This is a genomic window from Mucilaginibacter sp. A3364 (assembly GCF_059690715.1).
In genome coordinates this window covers 2,263,757-2,281,226 of the sequence record NZ_JCAWED010000001.1, presented here as the reverse complement: position 1 = coordinate 2,281,226, position 17,470 = coordinate 2,263,757, and the positions used below count along the sequence as shown (strand labels likewise).

Genomic DNA, 17,470 nt, shown 5'->3' with positions numbered 1-17,470 from the left:
AGCGATGAATTTTATAGGTCGATTTTAATGCTGCTGATGTTTTCTTTTGTAAGCTCAACGATAGCAGGTATCCTCAATATCTTTCCTGATTTAACGTAGCAGGTAATTAATTGTTCCGAATCTACATCAGTGTCACCATTAAATATAACTGCTTTAACAGGGATGTTGCGGCTGTACAGAGCTTCCAAAGATAATAAGGTATGATTGATGCTGCCTAAGTAATGTTTAACCACCAGCACAACTTCAGCTTCTAGTTGCTGTATCAGGTCTATCATTAAAAAACTATTATTTAAAGGCACCATCAAACCGCCGGCACCCTCTATCAATAATTGATTATCAGTTTCGGGTGCGATGATCTTAGCCGGATCGATCGTTATCCCATCAATAGCTGCCGATTTATGAGGTGAGAAAGGCTGCGTTAAACGGTAACTTTCCCGGTGGAAAACAGATTTCGCATTAGCAACCAAACTACGCACTTTGAGTGTGTCGCTATCTTCTAAATCACCGGATTGTATGGGTTTCCAGTAATCGGCCTTCAGGTTCTCCACCAAAACTGCCGATACAACGGTTTTGCCAATGCCGGTGCCAATGCCGGTTATAAATAGTGGTTTGTCACGCATGTATTAAAATATTTATCTGCTTAGCCAAAGCTGTGATCTGTTCGGCTGTATTATAAGCATGCAGGCATATGCGTATCCGTTCACTTCCTATGGCTACCGTCGGACTCAGAATAGCACGAACATCAAACCCGGCCTGCTTTAAATCTGCGGCAGCGGCTTTAGCTTTTTCATTACTATTTAAAAGGATGCATTGTATAGCGCTGTCGCTTTTAATCAGCGCTTCGCCAACGTTTACCTGTTGTTTAAATAAATTGATATTGGTTTGTAAAGCGTCAATCTCCGCATCCGCTTGCTGCAAATAATTACAGGAAACTTTGGTAACAGCCAATTGATGAAATGGTGCAGCCGTAGTGTAAATAAACGAGCGTGCAAAGTTGATTAAGTATTGCCTCAACAGATCGCTGCCCAGCACAATAGCACCATGCGCACCTAACGCTTTACCAAATGTCACCACCCTGGCAAATACTTTCTCCTGTAAGCCCAACGCAGCGACGATGCCGGTTTTATATAAACCAACCGCGTGGGCTTCATCAACTATCAGGTTGGCGTTGTAGAATTCGGTCAGCTCTAATATCTGAGTTAGGAGAGGCGTATCGCCATCCATAGAATAAATACTTTCTATCACTACATAAATTACCCCTTTGGCTTTTTGCAGTTTGCTTTCAAGGCTTTCCAAATCATTATGCTTGAAAGTGTACCGATTGGCATGGCTCAGCCGCACACCGTCAATTACCGAGGCATGTATCAGCTCATCTGCAATAACGGTATCGCCGCGTTGCGGAAGGGAGGATAGTAAGCCTACATTAGCATCGTAACCTGAATTGAATAACAATCCTGCTTCGCTGCCAAATATTGTGGCTAATTGTTGTTCTAAACCTTCAGTATAAGCCAGGTTGCCCGATATTAATCTCGAACCTGTAGAACCATTTAAAGCTATATTATTGGCTATCTCTACATCTATCAAATTTTTAAGCGTAGCCGAATGTGCAAAACCAAGGTAGTCGTTCGAGCAAAAGTCGATCAAGTCGTTTTCGTGCTTTAGCTTTCGATAGGAGCCGTCGGTTTGCCTGGCTTCAAGCCTGGTTTTGATATAGTTTTCTGCGGATGCCAATGAAGTAGAAATTTCTGCTAAAATAAAGAAAGCCCCGGTTTTATCGGGGCTTTCCTGTAATTCAATGATGGAAAATTAGTTTCCTTGCATCATTTGTTTCATACGCTCGTTACGTGCGTCAACAATTTTTTGGAAAGCCGTAGCTTGTTCTGTTGTTAATAATGCTTTGATTTTGGTAGTTGTGGCGGTCATTATCGGCATCATTTTAGGCATCATGGCACGGTAATCCGCATCAGCGCCACTAGCTGTTCTTAAGCTGTCAATACGTTTGGCCTGGCCTTCGTACAAAGCTTTGATCTTTGCCGCCTGGTCAGGGGTAATACCTGCAACTTGTTCTTTTAACTGAGCAACCTGCTCATCCGGAGTTCTGCGACCTTGCGCGTGGCTTAAAGCACTAATGCCTATTACAAAAGCGCATACTAGTAATAATTTTTTCATGTTTGGTTGTTTATTATTGGTTAATTAAAAATGCAAAATAAAAGCAAATAAAAAAGCGGACTATGCCGCTTTTTTATTTGTTACGATTGATGATTAGTTACCACCACCGCCGCCACCGCCTTGTTGTCTGCGTGCGCGCATTTCATCTTGTTGTTTTTGATAAGCATCAGCCTGCTCTTTAGTTAAAACAGCTTTAACTTTAGCGGTAGTAGCTGTTTGTAAAGGCATCATTTTTTCTCTAACGCTTGCAAAATCGCCATTGGCAGCAGTCATTAAGCTGTCCCTGGTTTTAGCATTTGCAGTTAAAATAACTTTGATCTTTGCAGCCTGATCGTCGGTTAATTTTAACGACTCTTTCATAGCTGTAACTTGTGCCTCAGGATTCATACGGCCTCTGCCGCCACCGCCGCCGCCACCTTGTGCGAAGCTAACCGCGCTAATGCCCATTACAAAAGCGCATACTAAAAGTAATTTTTTCATTTTGTCTGATTTAAATATGATTGTCTATTTTAAGTATACAATTAGTTGCCGCCGCCACCGCCGCCGCCTTGTTGAAATCTCGCGCGACGTTCGTCTTGTTGTTTTTGGTAAGCATCAGCCTGCTCTTTGGTTAAAACAGCTTTTACTTTAGTAGCAGTAGCTGTTTGCAAAGGCATCATTTTTTCCCGCATAGCAGCACGGTCGCCATTTGCAGCAGTCATTAGGCTGTCCATCGTTTTTGACTGAGCTGTTAAGATAACTTTGATCTTCGCAGCCTGGTCGTCGGTTAATTTTAACGACTCTTTCATGGCTGTAACTTGTTGCTCTGGATTCATGCGTCCACGGCCCTGGCCGCCACCGCCGCCACCTTGCGCGTGAGCCAAAGTGCCAATGCCTAATACCAAGGCACCTATTAAAAGTAATTTCTTCATTTTTAGGATTGTTTAATTTAGTGTTACACTAAAGATAAAACGATAAAGATTAAATATCCAGCGTGTAACTTAAATGTTGCTGTAATAAAAAAGCGACCCGGGAGTCGCTTCTTTATTTTTCAGATCAACAAATTAGTTTCCTTGTTGACGTTGTTTCATTCTTTCTGCCTGTGCATCCAATTGTTTTTGGAAAGTAGCAGCTTGTTCCGGAGTTAACAAGGCTTTAATTTTAGCGTTGTTAGCTGCGGTGATAGGTGCTCTTTTAGCCATTAAAGCAGCTCTGTCGGCATTTTCGCCAGCGGCGGTACGCATGCTATCAAAAGTTTTAGCCTGAGCTTCGTAAATAACTTTCACTTTAGCAGTCTGGTCGTCGGTTAAGGTCAAAGCTGTTTTTAATCTTTCTACTTGTTGCGTAGGGTTGCCGCCTCTGCCGCCGCCGCCACCATTGCCGCCGTTACCGCCACCTTGGGCAAAACTTACAGCGCTAACTCCTAATACAAAAGCGCTTACTAATAATAACTTTTTCATTTTTTTTACAGTTTAATTTTATGGTTGTTTGATAAAGATATAACCCTAAGGTTTAATTTAGCTTCTGTAACTTAAATGTTGCTATCGGCTAAAAATATCTCTTCATTAAAAATGATTATTTGTTTTTCTTGCCTTTCCTGGCAGGTAATTGCTCTTGAAATGTTTTAGCTTGTTCCGCAGTTAAAAGCGCTTTAATTTTTGCGTTGTTAGCCTCAACAATGGGCCTTCTTTGTTTTGCCATCGCTTTTTTGTCGGCGTTTTCACCAAGCGCGGTTTGTAAGCTATCTAATGTTTTAGCTTGTGCCTGGTAAATAACTTTTACTTTGGCGGTCTGATCGTCATTAAGTGCTAAGGCCGATTTTAATTTTTCTGCCTGTTTTTCCGGGTTGGGCTTACGTTTGGCTTGTGCAAAGCTAACTGTGCTAAGGCCTAATACAAAAGCGCCTACTATCAATAATTTTTTCATCTTAAGTTTTAATTTGGTTGTTTGATGCTGATATCACCCTAAGGTTTAATCCAACCCAATTGTAACTTAATTGTTGCTTTGCAGGTTTGCTATCGAGCGCTGCATCTGGGCCATCATGGCAGTCAGGCTTTCCATAGTAGGCTCGGGCGTAGGTTCAGGCAATTGGGTTGATATGTAGGCTTTTGCCTTCCATATTTCCAGTATATCCTCTCCGCTTATTTCATAAGGATCATAAACAGGGTTGTCTGATACCAGCTTTAGCTTTTTATTGTCCTTAAATTTGTTGCCTATACGTTTGTATACAATGCCTTCGCTTTTTGATATTACAACATAGGTTTCGCCGGGTTTAACATCGCCCCAGTTCTCTACATATTCGCCGATGATGGTAGTGCCCGATACCAGCGGCAGCATCGAGTCGCCATTTAATTCAAAGCCACGAAAGGTTCCTTGCTTAAACATAGGCAAATAAAGTTTTGGCAACTGGGCCACATATTCTGTATCGGCATAACCATTTAAATAGCCTGCGCTGGCCTTAAGTGGCACCATTTCAATGTTTTCATTGTCTTCCTTATCTAACGAAATAGCTAGTACCCTCAGGTTACTTTCGCCCGCTTTTGGTTTTGGCGCCCATTTTTCGTCAATGGTTTCGTTAATAAAGTCATCAATGCTAATTTCAAAGAAGGATGCTATTGTTTTTAGCAATTCATATTTTGGGTCGGCACGTTCTTCTTCATATGCGCCTACTAATGAACGCTTTATACCTATTTGATCGGCGAATTGCTGCTGTGTTAGTCCCTTCTTTTTGCGAAGAAATTTAATATTTGATGAAATTTTTGCCATAAAATTTGGAATTGCTAAAATTGTTAGTAATTTTATGCTCATAAAATTAGTAATTATTTTTTAACCGGCAAAATTTTATTATCAATATGAAACGCTTTATCTATATCATCACCGACAGAAACAGGAATAACTTACACGTAGGCTTATGCTCTGACTTGTTAAAAACGCTTAAATTTTACAGCGATATGCCTACTTTGTTCTTCGATAATTCAAAACAGCTAAACAGATTAGTATATTTTGAAGAGATCAATAATGAGGAGATGGCAATGGAGCGTTTTAAAACGGTAAGTGCTTATACCCGTCCGCAGAAAGAAAAAATGATTAGACCTGTTAACCCGGATTGGGTAGACCTTACTGCTGCATTAAACTTTGAAAGCGGATTACGTACACGCCCGCAATTGCGTCCGGCTGTTAAAAGGGTAGCAGGAAAAGTTGCAGCTTAATTAGGTACTATACTATATAGTATTAAATACTTTTGAATTTGGGGATAAGTACCGCGTCAACCAAATGAATCATGCCGTTGTTTTGATCAAGGTTTGCGCGTTTGATGAGGCATTTGCCGCCGTATTCGTCAGTTAGTATAATATTCTTACCATTATCAAAAGTAGCTGTTAACCTGTTTCCGGTTAATGTAGTTAATATAGCTTTACCTTTGCCGGCGCTTATTTTCTTACCTATGTTACCCGCCGTAACTTTACCACCCAGGGTATGATACATGATGAGAGCTATCAAGTCATACTTGTGATCGGGCCGCAATAAAGTATCCAGTTTTCCTTTGGGCATATGGCCCAGGGCTTCGTTATCGGGCACAAAAATAGTTACCGGCCCTTTGCTTCTAAAGGTTTCGGCCAGGCCAGCCTTTTTTATCGCATCATAAAATCTGCTTAAATTTTTGGAGTACATAATGTTGGCGTTGATGTCAACTGCCGGGATCATGGTAGTGCCTTCAATAGGCTTTAAGTCGGACTTTGAGACCTTACGTGGCTTATCCAAACTTGTTGAGTCAACTTTTGGCGGTGGCGGTGTATCCTGTGCCAACAACCAATGACTGCTTAAAAGGCAAACAACGGTAAATAATAGTTTTCTCATCATTTTAATTGCATCAGCATTAAGCATGCCAATGTATTGCACTTGCGGGGAATTGTTGTTTTACCAGCCTGGTGTAAATCCTAAGCCAAATACAGGTTTATTAACATCGTTACGGTTAAGCGGGAATGCAAAATACGGCTCTAACACAAAATATCCCAATAAATTTACCCTCAGCGAAACGCCCGTACTTAAAGCAGGTACACGCTGATTAGGATTATAAATAGCTGCACCTGCCGCTGTGGTTCCTATTTTATCAGGCGCCATCTGGAATTTTACCTGGTTCCCCGAGTTCCAGGCAAGGCCGGCGTCGAAAAATAAGTTCAGTTCAGAGAAAAAGAATTTTGATTTGATAACCGATAGCTTCTCGGGGCCTGTAAATGGTAGCCTAACCTCAAAATTAGCCACCACATTGCGGGTACCGGCTAATTGATCAATGGTAAAGCCATTACTTGGTGTACCCGAGCTGTTATAAAACGTTTGTGCCTCATAACCGCGGATAAGGAACGGATAGCCAATATATAGCGGGTACAGGCCGCTGGCATTACCAAATCTGCCAAAACCATATAGCCTGCCGGCAAAGGTAACGGGCGCCGTACGTATGTATTCGCGAAGATCAATAGTTGGTGAAAAGAATTTAAAGCTGCCAAAGTTATACTCAGCCTCAACACGATAGCGATAGCCGCTTAATGGTGATGCAATACCAAAAAAAGAATTATCGCCAACCAACGATGTACTAAGCTGGTAAATGGTAAATGGCCTTAAATAAGAGCCGCCCTGATTAAAAGGATCGTTGTTATAATCGTCATTACTTATACGATGCTTTCGATAATCAACCACGAAGCCATTATTATCATAATATGTGCTGTACCTGTCAACCCGGTAATAATATTTTGCAAGGCCGGTTCCAAATTCAACACGGGCCTTGCGCGAAATAGGATAAGACGTAAACAGCGATACCTGATCCTGGAACACCCGCACTATATCATAACGCTCTTCCAGTGTAGAATTGGTAGGTGCACCCGAAGTTGCGTTGGTGGGCACTATACTATAGTTGGCATACTGGTAAGGTATGTGCGATAAACCTACACCAAAATTCCAGCGGCCTTGTTGGTTAATATATTGTACCTGTCCGCCAAAATCATACACTTCGCCATTAATAGCTAAACCGGCATAGATCTGGTTTCTGCCTAAAATATCGCTAAATACGCCTTGTACACCACTTGATAAGCCGGTGCCGAATGAGCTGACTGATACACCAACACCATTTCCCGCCAGGTAATCCAGTTTGAATTTGGGTTTGTATGGGATGTTTTTTATAGAATCAGCAGGAAACTTTTGGTAGGCCAGGAAGTTGTTAAGGTTGGCATTGATCAGATCAACACCTACAGAACGAGCGGGTGGGAGTATACCCGCTTCAAACGTAACCTTGCCGGGCTCAACAACCGTTGGCGAAAACTCGCCAACCTTGGCATTATAAAGCGTGTATTTTTGAGCGCGATAGTAAGAGTAAGCAATGTCATCTTTAGTTGATACGCTTAACGCAGGCGAAAATTCGGTAATGCCACTAATCCCTGTGAAAAAATTGGTCATTTGCTCAATTTTCTCGGTTGCTAAAGTATAACGGAAAAGGTTACGGAAACCATCTTTGTTTGAAAGGAAGTAAATCTGCGTACCATCTGATGAATACTGCGGGTTTAAGTTGTTGGCTCCGTTAAATATATTCAGGTCGGTAGTTTTGCCTGTTTCCAGATCGTATTCGGCAAGATTGAAGGTAATTTCGTGCGTCAGGGTTTGGTCGTAAGTGGTTCTGTCGGTTGAGAAAACTATTTTCTTACCGTCTCTTGAAAAGCTTGGCTGATAGTCTGAAAACTTATCATTGGTTAACTGCGTTACTTTTTTGGTGTCGAAGTTATACAGGTACAAATCGCCCTGGCCTTCTGATAGTCCCTGGAAAACAACTTCTTTGCCGTTAGGCGACCAGGAAAGGTTACCAAATTGCTCAGCTTTTTCCATAGAGATATCGCCCACCACTTTACCGCTAGGCACCTCAACCACCACCATGCGGTTACGCCCCTTGTTAAACACGCTGAAGGCAAATTTCTTCCCATCCGGCGACCAGGCACCGGCCGATTCGATAAAGTTAAATTCATCCACATGCGTGTTTGATACTTTACTCGTGAGTTTTTTGATGACTCGCCCCGTGTAGGCGTCAGCTAAAAACAGGTCTATAGTGAACAAACTTCGTTCTGATAAAAAGGCCATGTACTTACCATCCGGACTGATAGCCGGTGCCACATTCATTTTACCAGAATTTTTTTCATCGACGATAGCCTTACCGACTGGTGTTTGAACCGTATCTTTTAAAAATGGCTTGTAAGTGTTTTCTATCGAGTTTTTCCAAAGGTTTGATAGTGTGCGATCATCATAACCAAAAGTGCGGCGTATGGCATAAGGTAGGCCATAGCGGGCCGTGTTTTTAAAGAAAGGCACAATTACCGTATCACCATATGTCGACCCTAAAAACGACCAAAATGCCTCGCCGTAACGGTATGGAAAATACTTATTGCTTTCGGTTAGCGCACGTACGGTTGGGATATCATTGTTTAAATAAGCATCACGCATCCACATAGAGGTGTACGAATCTTTTTTACCCAGCGACAGGTATTCGGCCATACCCTCTATCATCCACAGCGGTATATTGTTAAGGTTTTCAAAACTGGCATCATCATTATCCAGCAATACATGGTATTGAAAAGCGTGAACCAACTCATGACCCAGCACGTGGCGCGTCATCTGGTTATGCTCCATTATAGGCATTACAACGCGGTTTTTTAAACCTTCGGTAACACCGCCGGTGCCCACGCTTATCTCGCCATCTATAGCAGTAGTTTGCTGAAAATCGGGGTGGTTTCCGTAAAGAATAATAGGATTAGCTTTTTTAAACGTATCCCTAAAAACCTGCTGGTGCAGCGTATACCAAAGCTCGCTTTCCTGGGCCATGCGTTTTACCAGGCTATCGTTCTTCATGTAATAATACAGGTCGAAATGCGGGGTTTTGTAAACTTTAAACTTCAGGTTTTTATAGCGGACCTTGTTTTGCCCAAAGTATTGCGCGCTGGCACGGTTTGTTATTAAAAGCGAACTGATCAGGCAAAATATTACCAATAGGTATTTAGTCGCTATATGCATGGAGGAGTAAAGTTTACTCATAAGGTTTTAATATGTACCTGCTAATTTAATTAATAGCAGCCAAATGTTTTTGTTAAATTTTGTTAAGGCGGACTCACAGTTCCCTCAGTTTCAGCAGGTGGCGGAGCTATGACGTTGGTGGTGTCCATTTCCATATCCAGGCTGTCAACAAAAGTAGTATCTATCACAATGCGTGGCGAAGGGCAATCATATGATTTGCTGATCTTCGTCCAGGGCTTAGGAAACGGCCCATAGCCATATCCCGAGTTCGGATCAGCATAAACTTTCTCCATAAACCTACCGAAAATAGGCAGTGCCGTGTGCGATCCTTCGCCGCTTTCAGACGTCGTGAAGTGTACGCTGCGGTCATCAGCACCTACCCAAACACCGGTAACCAGGTCCTTGGTGATACCCATGTACCAACCATCTACATAATCAGACGATGTGCCGGTTTTACCACCAATCTGGTTGCTGTTGCTTTTCCAAAGGCCGTTGTATTCCCACAGGGCCTGTGATGTGCCGCCCGGTTCTTCCATACCGCCTCTAAACATGTAGAGCATCAGCCACGCGGTTTCTTCACTTATAACGCGTTCGCTTTTCAGCGTAAATTCTTTTAATACTTTGCCGTCCTGATCAGTTATTTTGGTAACTAACAGCGGGTCTATTTTCTCGCCCTTATTCAGGAATGTGCTGTATGCACGCACCATTTCGTATACCGAAACATCGTTAGAACCTAATGATACCGATGGCACCGATTTCAACGGACTTTCGATACCCACTTTATGCGCATATTCAACCACTTTATCCCAGCCAACAGCTTCGGTTAGCTGCGCGGTAATAGAGTTTACCGAACGGCCCATAGCCCAGCGTAATGACATCTCGCGCCCGGTAAAATTAAAGTCGGCATTGTTGGGTTCCCAAACTTCGTCCTTGCCGTTGTCTTTAAATTTTATCGATACGCGTTTATCAGTAAACTTATCGCATGGTGTGTAGCCATTATCCAAAGCGGTTAAATAGGCAAAAGGCTTAAAGGTTGAACCCGCCTGGCGTTTGGCTTGGTTTACGTGGTCGTAATTGAAATATTTATGGTTGATGCCGCCTACCCAAACTTTAATTTTACCTGTTGATGGCTCAATGGTCATCATGCCCGTATTCAATATGCGGGCGTAATATTTTATAGAATCAATGCTGGAGAAGGTGGTGTCTTTTTCGCCTTTCCAGGTAAACACCTTCATGCGTTTCTTCTTCTCAAAGTATTGATTTATCAGCGTGGTATCGCCGTTGTATTTCTTTTTTAGCAGTTTGTAAATAGGTAAGCGTTTTTCTGCTTTCAGCACAAAATCCTTGATCTCAACGCCTTTGGAATCGCGCCAAGGGTTTTTATCACCCCATATATTATCAAAGCGGCGCTGTAACATTTTCATTTTTTCCTCTGCGGCTTCTTCGGCATACTGTTGTAAACGAGAGTCGATAGTAGTGTAGATCTTCAAACCATCGTTATACAGGTCATAGTCGTTCTCTTCACACCATTTTTTTAACCAGCGGCTCACTGCTTCGCGCAAGTATGAGTCGCCGTGCGAATCGTTGTCAATATAACTCAGATCAAGGCCGATTGGCAGTTTGGTATAAGTTGCGTAATCAGCTTTGGTTAGGTAACCGTATTTCTCCATTTGGCTCAACACGGTATTACGCCTTTCTATGGCACGCTCAGGATAATTGATAGGGTTGTAGTTTGAGGTTGCTTTAAGCATGCCTACCAATGTGGCGGCTTCTGCCGGCGTAACTTCATCAGGATTTTTGTTGAAGTATTTTAGCGTAGCGATCTTGATGCCGAAGGAGTTATTGCCAAACGGTACTGTGTTCAGGTACAGCGTCAATATCTCATTCTTTGAATAAACACGCTCAATTTTGTAAGCGGTTATCCACTCTTTAAACTTAAAAACAACGGTTCGCAAACCCGGGATATGACTAAACAAACCCTGCGATTTACGTTTCCGCGTAGCGAAAAGGTTTTTGGCCAATTGCTGCGTAATCGTACTACCACCACGCTTGTCGCCTTTGGCAGTTGACACCATACTGCTGGCAAACGAAAAGAAGTCAACACCGCCATGTTTGTAAAAACGAACATCCTCGGTAGCAACTAGCGCATTGATGATGCTTGGCGAAATATCCTTGAACTCAACAGGCGAGCGATTTTCTTTATAATACTGACCGATGAGTTTACCATCGGCAAAATATACCTGCGAGCCTACCGATTGCTCGGGCTGCTTAATGTCATGCATATCCGGCGAATAGCCGAACAGCCACAGGAAGTTAAGCTCGATGCTGCAAAAAAACAGGATAACAAAATATATAAGTATGACAAAGTATCGAAGATACCTGTTTTTTATGCGTCTAAACATGCGGTAAAGATGTAAAATTATGACTCAATATCATAACCTGATAAATAATTAGTACAACGTAAATTGTGTAATTAAATTTTAGGGGAAACTGGTTGCAGCAACAATTATTTGAACAAATTTATTCAAAACGGAACTCGCTAACAAAACTTGCCTTGCCATTTTTTACAGCGATGGCTTTAACTACCATTTTTGGCGTAACCGGGATAGCTTTATCATACAACTTTGAGGCCGTTGTCGGGGTTGAACCATCGGTAGTAAAATAAATCTTATTTGGCTCGGTATCGTTGCTTTTTATTTCGATAAGTGATGGCGGGGCGAAGGTTTGCAATAGTGTTATAACCGGGTTGGGTGTTATCAGGTTGTCGCTAACGCGCGATATTGGTTTTTCCATGTCCTGCATGGTTAAGCGGTTTGCCAAAGTACCGGTATATACTTCAAATTCGCCGCCTTTGGCTATATCAGCGTAGTTTAAATACAATTTACTGTATGATTTTTTTTCCAGGTTGATGCCTTGCAGGTAAATGTTATTCCAGTTAATGGCTATGCCCGAATTTAGGATGGTGAATTTCTTACCATTTTCTAAACTAAGCACTGTTTTGGTAAACTGCGGTATGCCAATTTGATATTGCGATTGCCCAGGAGCGATATTGTAAATACCCAAACAACTCATTACGTACCATGACGACAGGTTACCGTTAAAATCGAAACCCGGCAGACCATCCGGTTTATCGCTGTATAAACCCCTGATTATTTTGGTGAGATAAAACTGTGTTTTGTTGGCTTCGGATGTAAAGTTGTATAGGTAAGGTGCCAGTTGTACTGCGGCAACGCTATGGTTATATTCGCCTATCCGGCTGCTATCGTTTTTATTGGCATTAGTTGTAAATAGTTCATCAAGCTTAGCTGCAAATTTTGATTCGCCACCGTCCCTGTCTATCAATGTACCTATGTCATGCGGTACTGCAAAGGCGTATTGCCAGCCATTTCCTTCGGTGTAATCGCCGCCGGATGCTGAAGGCCCAACAGCAGAAAAGCCGCCTTTACCCCGCATTTGCATAAAGCCGCTATTAACGTCGTGGGTATCTTTCCAGTATTGCGACCTTGCTATGTACATGTTATAATCCACCGGCCTGTTCATCATTTTTGCCATTTGGGCAATGCACCAATCCACATAAGCTATGTGTAAAGTACTCTCGGCCGAAACCGCATATTTTGGATCAGGCTGACCTATTGATGGCCTTGGCGGCATTGCAGCATGCGGACTTAGCGATTGTTCGGCAAACCTGTCGTTGAAATATTTCATGGCAGCTATACTTTTCTCCGCATTAAAATCGCGCATACCTTTGCTGTAGGCATCTACAATAATAGGCGCTATTTGCAGGTTCATCTGCATCAGGTCGCTTGCGTTATTTTGCTCTTTATGATCATACCACGCTAAAAAACTATTGATGATTTCCGCGGTGCGTTTTTTATCAATAAGCGTAAGTAAGGGATAGCCAACCGGGAATTTTTTAGTGCTTCGTAAAAAGCTGTAGTTTGTAAAACCCTCGGCAGCATAAACAGGCTTTAATGCCGGCGGCTGATTATTGTCGCTCACGTATTTCCCATCAACATCGCTGTTAATGTTGGGCGATAGCATGCTATGGTAAAGCGCGGTATAAAAGGTAGTCGCTTTTTGTTTGGCATAGTCAGGCAGATTTGATTTTTTTCGTCCGGTAGCATCAATCAGCATATCGCTGGTACTGCCGGTGCCGGCTGCGGGCTGGTAGCCGGGTGCGCCGCCTTCTGCATCAATTTTACCCAGTTCCTGGTTCCAGGCAGCTTTAGCATTTTTTACAGCTTGTTTAAAATCAAAACCCGGCATCTCGGTGTCGAGGTTTTTTTGTGCACCCTCATAGCTTACAGCCGAAATCCCCACTTTAACAATAAGCTCGCCGGGGTTATCAAACTGTGCGGCAAGTTCAATATCATTGCCATCGGCCTTTGCCGATTGCTCGGTTACCATGCCGTTTACATTTGCTTTGTAGGTTTTAAATGGTTTGGAAAATTTGGTATAGAAGTATAGGGTTTTATCAAACACGGAAACTTTACCTTTCACTTCATGATCATTCACAACTTCATAGCTTGATTTGGCTTCGCGGCGCTGGCTAAGATGAATAATAACGTTGCCCTGTTGTCCAGAAGGAAAATCGTACAAATGCATGGCAGCGCGGCTGGTGGCCGTTAATTCAACATCAATCCCATATTTATCAAGTTTGGTTTGGTAATAACCGGGCGATGCTTTCTCGTTTTTCTTTTTAAAACCCGAAGCAAATTCTGCCGATTTAAATTGCAGCTGCCCGGTGGTTGGCATAAATACTACGTCGCATTGATCTGGCCTGGCTATGCCACTTAAATGGGTATTGGCGAAGCCGTAAATTATAGTGTCCCTGTAATTATATCGGCTTATCCATTCCCATGTCCCGATTTTGGTTACCGGGCCGGCTTGTAGCATTGCAAACGGCAAAACCGGGCCGGGAGAGTGGTTATTGGTAATTGCGGTACCTATAAACGGATCAACAAGTAAGGAGTAGTCTTTCTTTTTTTGGGCCGATGATGAAACGGTAATAACCGAACAGCAGGCAATAAGCAGTGCTCTACCTAATAATTTCATTGATACGAATAGTGTTTGTATGGATACCTAGTCTATTATGTCGAAATGATCAGCATCCTTTAAAAAAGGCATTACACGGCGTGCTTTGATAACTTCTTCTGCAATAATAGAAAAAGTATACACATCTTCCTCATCTCTTTTATAATAAACGGTATTTCCGTTCGGATCGATACAGGTGGAGTCACCCGAATGATAAATTTCGTTGCCATCGTGGCCAACACGGTTTAAACCAATTACATAACTTTGGTTTTCCACAGCCCGGGCGGGCAGCAGGGTACGCCAGTGCAGGGCGCGGCGTTCGGGCCAGTTGGCTACAACCAAAAGCAGGTCGTAAAGCTTATCAACATTACGCAGCCATACCGGGAAACGCAGGTCATAACAAATAACAGGGCGTATTTTCCAGCCTTTTAGTTCAACCAATAGTTTATCGTTGCCGGCCGTATAAGTATGGTGTTCTTTACCCATGGCAAACAAGTGGCGTTTATCATAATGCTCATAACTACCGTCGGGGCGCATCCAAATAAGGCGGTTATAATATTTGCCGTTTTCGGTGATAATAAGACTGCCGGTTATCACTGCATCATACTTTTTGGCAATTTGCTCCATCCATTGCATGGTGGTGCCGTTCATGGGTTCGGCCAGTTCAGCTGCGTTCATGGTGAAGCCGGTGGTAAACATTTCGGGCAGAATGATCAGATCTGTTTTCTCACGGATACCGCCTTGCAGGCGTAAACCTATGTTTTGTAAGTTTTTATCGGGTTTTTCCCAAAAAAGGTATCCTTGAAATACGGTGATCTTTAAATTCTCCATGTTTTATTGGTTCGGCTTTAACTTTTACGTAAAACTTAGCTTTAAAGTTTAAAACTTATCAATCTATTAACGGCATCATCCAAAGTTTCTTGCTTTTTGGCGAAACAAAATCGCAAAACACGGTGATCTGTACCCTGCGTATAGAACACAGAAGTGGGTATACAAGCCACTTTAGCCCCTTTGGTTAAGCGTATGGCAAAGTCTACGTCGCTCTCATCTGTTAGGTGCCTAAATTTAACTGATTGGAAATAGGAACCATAAGAGGGCAGCAACTCAAACTTAGTTTCCGATAAGCCCTTCCTAAAATGATCGCGCTTCTGTTGAAAGAATGACGGGAGCGAAGTATAGGTACTTTCATCCTTCAAATACGCCGCCATACCCGTTTGCATAGCCGAGTTAACGCTGAATACGAGGTACTGGTGCACCTTTCTAAATTCCTGCATCAAATATGCCGGAGCAAGGCAGTATCCAACTTTCCACCCCGTGGCATGAAACAGTTTCCCGAAGGAAGCTACCACAAAACTACGCTGTGCCAATTCAGGATAGCGTGCCATGCTGTGGTGGGTTTCGCCGTCGTAAATTAAATGCTCGTAAACCTCATCGCTCAGGATCAAAATGTCCTGGTTTTTAACAATAGCGCTTAGCTCGTCAATGTCCTCCTTACGCAAAATGGTGGCGGTAGGGTTATGCGGCGAGTTTAAAATGATCAACTTGGTGCGGTTGCTGATGAGTTTTTTTACCATATCCCAGGCAATGCGGTAATCGGGCGGTTGTAGTTCCAATGATTTAACAACACCGCCAGCCAGTTTAATAGCCGGGGCGTAACAATCAAAGGCCGGTTCGAAGATGATCACCTCATCATTAGGATTAACAACTGAGGTAATAGCTGTAAATATGGCCTGTGTGCCACCGGCGGTAACCGTTATCTCCGTATCCGGATTGTATTTGGCGCCGTAAAGCTTTTCGGTTTTGTAAGCTATTTGCTCGCGCAGAGCCGTAACACCGGCCATGGGTGCGTATTGGTTATGCCCGTCTTTCATCGCTTTGCTGATCAGCTCGATCAATTCGGGCGATGCGTCATAATCAGGGAAACCCTGTGATAAATTAATTGCGCCCACCTCGGCTGCCAGGGCCGACATGGTAGTAAATATGGTGGTGCCTACCTGGGGTAGTTTAGAAATGATAGATGTCATGTATCGGCTAAAATATGTAAAAACTCTGTTAAACAGGTTTGAGAGTTGATAATAATGACGCTATATTTAAGCAATGAACCTGATACTAAGCGCTTGTAAACCCGGCCGTCTGTGAAAAAACTAATAGCAATTATTTGCCTTGCAGTAAGTGCATTTCCGCTGATTTGCCTGGCCCAATATCACTACACAGATAGGGAAGCTGCGGCAATAATGAAATTGGAAAGCAAGTTAAAAGCCGACCTGGCAGCCGATGCTTTAAATGGCGGCATGTCCGTGCTGGTGATGAAAAATGATCAGGTAATTTGGGCAAAAGCATTCGGCTACGCCAACCGCGATACTAAGCAATTGGCCGATACCAACACCATTTATCGGGTAGCCTCTATCACCAAAACATTTACCGCAACCTTATTAATGTTAATGGTTGAGGAAGGGAAGGTGAGCCTGGATGACCCTGCCGAAAAATACGTGCCCGAAGTGGCTGACATAATTGGCTATGGCAAGGATACCAAATTTACGTTAAGACAATTGGCATCGCATACAGCGGGCTTAAAACGCGACGCAAATATGTACAGCGGTAATGTTGGCCCTGTTAGTAACTGGCAAAAGAAACTAGTGACCGCCTTAACTTCTTTACAATTTGAATCAAAGCCGGGTAAGCAGTGGTTATACTCAAACATAGGCGTTTGTATAGTTGGCCTTGCTTTGGAGCGTGCAGCCGCTAAGCCTTACATACAAATGATCAAAGAGCGCATAACAGACCCGCTGCACATGACCAACACTTTTTTTACACCGAACGATGCCCAAAAGCCCCGTATTGCACAGGGTACATATAATAGGGAAGGTAAAGTAAATACCCAACTGCCGCTAGCGCAACACCAGGGGCTTGGCTACGGTATACCCGGCGGAGCATTGTATTCTACTCCGGCAGATCTGGCCAAATTTGTGAGCACTTTTGTTACCCAGCAGGGGTTGCTAAGCAAAGCCAGCATCCACCAAATGAAGATAGCGCCAAAAGGTGGTAAAGACTACGGTTTGGGGCTGTCTGTGGACCCTCGGACGGACATTAATTTAATCGGTCATAACGGACTAATTCCCGGCTATTCATCGCAGTTTATGGTTGAAGAAGATAGCAAGTACGGGGTAATATTAATGCGCAATTATGATGTTGGAGTAACTAACTTATTTTTGGCTGCAGCCAGGTTCCTGGAGGATATTTAAAG

At 43.0% G+C, this 17,470-nt stretch carries 16 protein-coding genes; 2 read left to right on the top strand and 14 right to left on the bottom strand.

All coding sequences use genetic code 11. From position 1 onward, the window contains the following. Window positions 1-11 precede the first annotated feature (11 nt). The 8 genes from bioD to AC59JT_RS10145 form a co-directional block, all read right to left on the bottom strand. Window positions 12-620: a dethiobiotin synthase gene (gene bioD, locus AC59JT_RS10180; RefSeq protein ID WP_497398382.1), complete on the bottom strand. Its 609-nt coding sequence runs from the start codon at window positions 618-620 to the stop codon at window positions 12-14. Next, window positions 613-1,731 (bottom strand): aminotransferase class I/II-fold pyridoxal phosphate-dependent enzyme, encoded by a 1,119-nt coding sequence (locus AC59JT_RS10175; protein ID WP_497398380.1) that lies wholly within the window; start codon window positions 1,729-1,731, stop codon window positions 613-615. The genes bioD and AC59JT_RS10175 overlap by 8 nt, the downstream gene beginning before the upstream one ends. Window positions 1,732-1,806: 75 nt before the next feature. Next, on the bottom strand, window positions 1,807-2,169 hold the full coding sequence (locus tag AC59JT_RS10170; RefSeq protein ID WP_497398378.1) for a hypothetical protein: 363 nt from the start codon (window positions 2,167-2,169) through the stop codon (window positions 1,807-1,809). A gap of 93 nt (window positions 2,170-2,262) precedes the next feature. Beyond that, complete coding sequence (locus AC59JT_RS10165) at window positions 2,263-2,649, bottom strand: hypothetical protein (RefSeq protein ID WP_497398376.1); 387 nt, start codon at window positions 2,647-2,649, stop codon at window positions 2,263-2,265. Between the two features lie 41 nt (window positions 2,650-2,690). After that, window positions 2,691-3,080, bottom strand: a complete 390-nt coding sequence (locus tag AC59JT_RS10160) for a DUF4890 domain-containing protein (protein WP_497398374.1) — start codon at window positions 3,078-3,080, stop codon at window positions 2,691-2,693. 132 nt (window positions 3,081-3,212) lie between these two features. Beyond that, on the bottom strand, window positions 3,213-3,608 hold the full coding sequence (locus AC59JT_RS10155) for a hypothetical protein (protein WP_497398372.1): 396 nt from the start codon (window positions 3,606-3,608) through the stop codon (window positions 3,213-3,215). Between the two features lie 115 nt (window positions 3,609-3,723). After that, window positions 3,724-4,074, bottom strand: a complete 351-nt coding sequence (locus AC59JT_RS10150) for a hypothetical protein (RefSeq protein ID WP_497398370.1) — start codon at window positions 4,072-4,074, stop codon at window positions 3,724-3,726. Window positions 4,075-4,140: 66 nt separating this feature from the next. After that, window positions 4,141-4,914 (bottom strand): XRE family transcriptional regulator, encoded by a 774-nt coding sequence (locus AC59JT_RS10145; RefSeq protein WP_497398368.1) that lies wholly within the window; start codon window positions 4,912-4,914, stop codon window positions 4,141-4,143. Window positions 4,915-5,000: 86 nt separating this feature from the next. Here AC59JT_RS10145 and AC59JT_RS10140 point away from each other — a divergent pair, with 86 nt between their 5' ends. After that, window positions 5,001-5,357 carry a GIY-YIG nuclease family protein gene (locus AC59JT_RS10140; protein WP_497398366.1) on the top strand — a complete coding sequence of 119 codons (357 nt, stop codon included), beginning with the start codon at window positions 5,001-5,003 and terminating at the stop codon, window positions 5,355-5,357. A gap of 22 nt (window positions 5,358-5,379) precedes the next feature. Here AC59JT_RS10140 and AC59JT_RS10135 read toward each other — a convergent pair whose 3' ends face one another. The 6 genes from AC59JT_RS10135 to AC59JT_RS10110 form a co-directional block, all read right to left on the bottom strand. Beyond that, the gene (locus tag AC59JT_RS10135; protein WP_497398364.1) at window positions 5,380-6,006 is read right to left on the bottom strand and encodes a fasciclin domain-containing protein; all 627 of its coding nucleotides are present in this window, start codon (window positions 6,004-6,006) and stop codon (window positions 5,380-5,382) included. A gap of 57 nt (window positions 6,007-6,063) precedes the next feature. Further along, window positions 6,064-9,213 carry a tolB protein precursor gene (locus AC59JT_RS10130; RefSeq protein WP_497398362.1) on the bottom strand — a complete coding sequence of 1,050 codons (3,150 nt, stop codon included), beginning with the start codon at window positions 9,211-9,213 and terminating at the stop codon, window positions 6,064-6,066. Between the two features lie 62 nt (window positions 9,214-9,275). Further along, window positions 9,276-11,594 carry a penicillin-binding protein 1A gene (locus tag AC59JT_RS10125; protein WP_497398360.1) on the bottom strand — a complete coding sequence of 773 codons (2,319 nt, stop codon included), beginning with the start codon at window positions 11,592-11,594 and terminating at the stop codon, window positions 9,276-9,278. A gap of 118 nt (window positions 11,595-11,712) precedes the next feature. Further along, window positions 11,713-14,247: a glycoside hydrolase domain-containing protein gene (locus tag AC59JT_RS10120; RefSeq protein ID WP_497398358.1), complete on the bottom strand. Its 2,535-nt coding sequence runs from the start codon at window positions 14,245-14,247 to the stop codon at window positions 11,713-11,715. Window positions 14,248-14,274: 27 nt separating this feature from the next. Continuing rightward, on the bottom strand, window positions 14,275-15,057 hold the full coding sequence (locus AC59JT_RS10115; protein ID WP_497398356.1) for an amidohydrolase: 783 nt from the start codon (window positions 15,055-15,057) through the stop codon (window positions 14,275-14,277). A 41-nt stretch (window positions 15,058-15,098) separates the two neighbouring features. Continuing rightward, window positions 15,099-16,250 (bottom strand): methionine aminotransferase, encoded by a 1,152-nt coding sequence (locus AC59JT_RS10110; RefSeq protein ID WP_497398354.1) that lies wholly within the window; start codon window positions 16,248-16,250, stop codon window positions 15,099-15,101. 111 nt (window positions 16,251-16,361) lie between these two features. Here AC59JT_RS10110 and AC59JT_RS10105 point away from each other — a divergent pair, with 111 nt between their 5' ends. Continuing rightward, complete coding sequence (locus AC59JT_RS10105) at window positions 16,362-17,468, top strand: serine hydrolase domain-containing protein (RefSeq protein WP_497398352.1); 1,107 nt, start codon at window positions 16,362-16,364, stop codon at window positions 17,466-17,468. Window positions 17,469-17,470 lie beyond the last annotated feature (2 nt).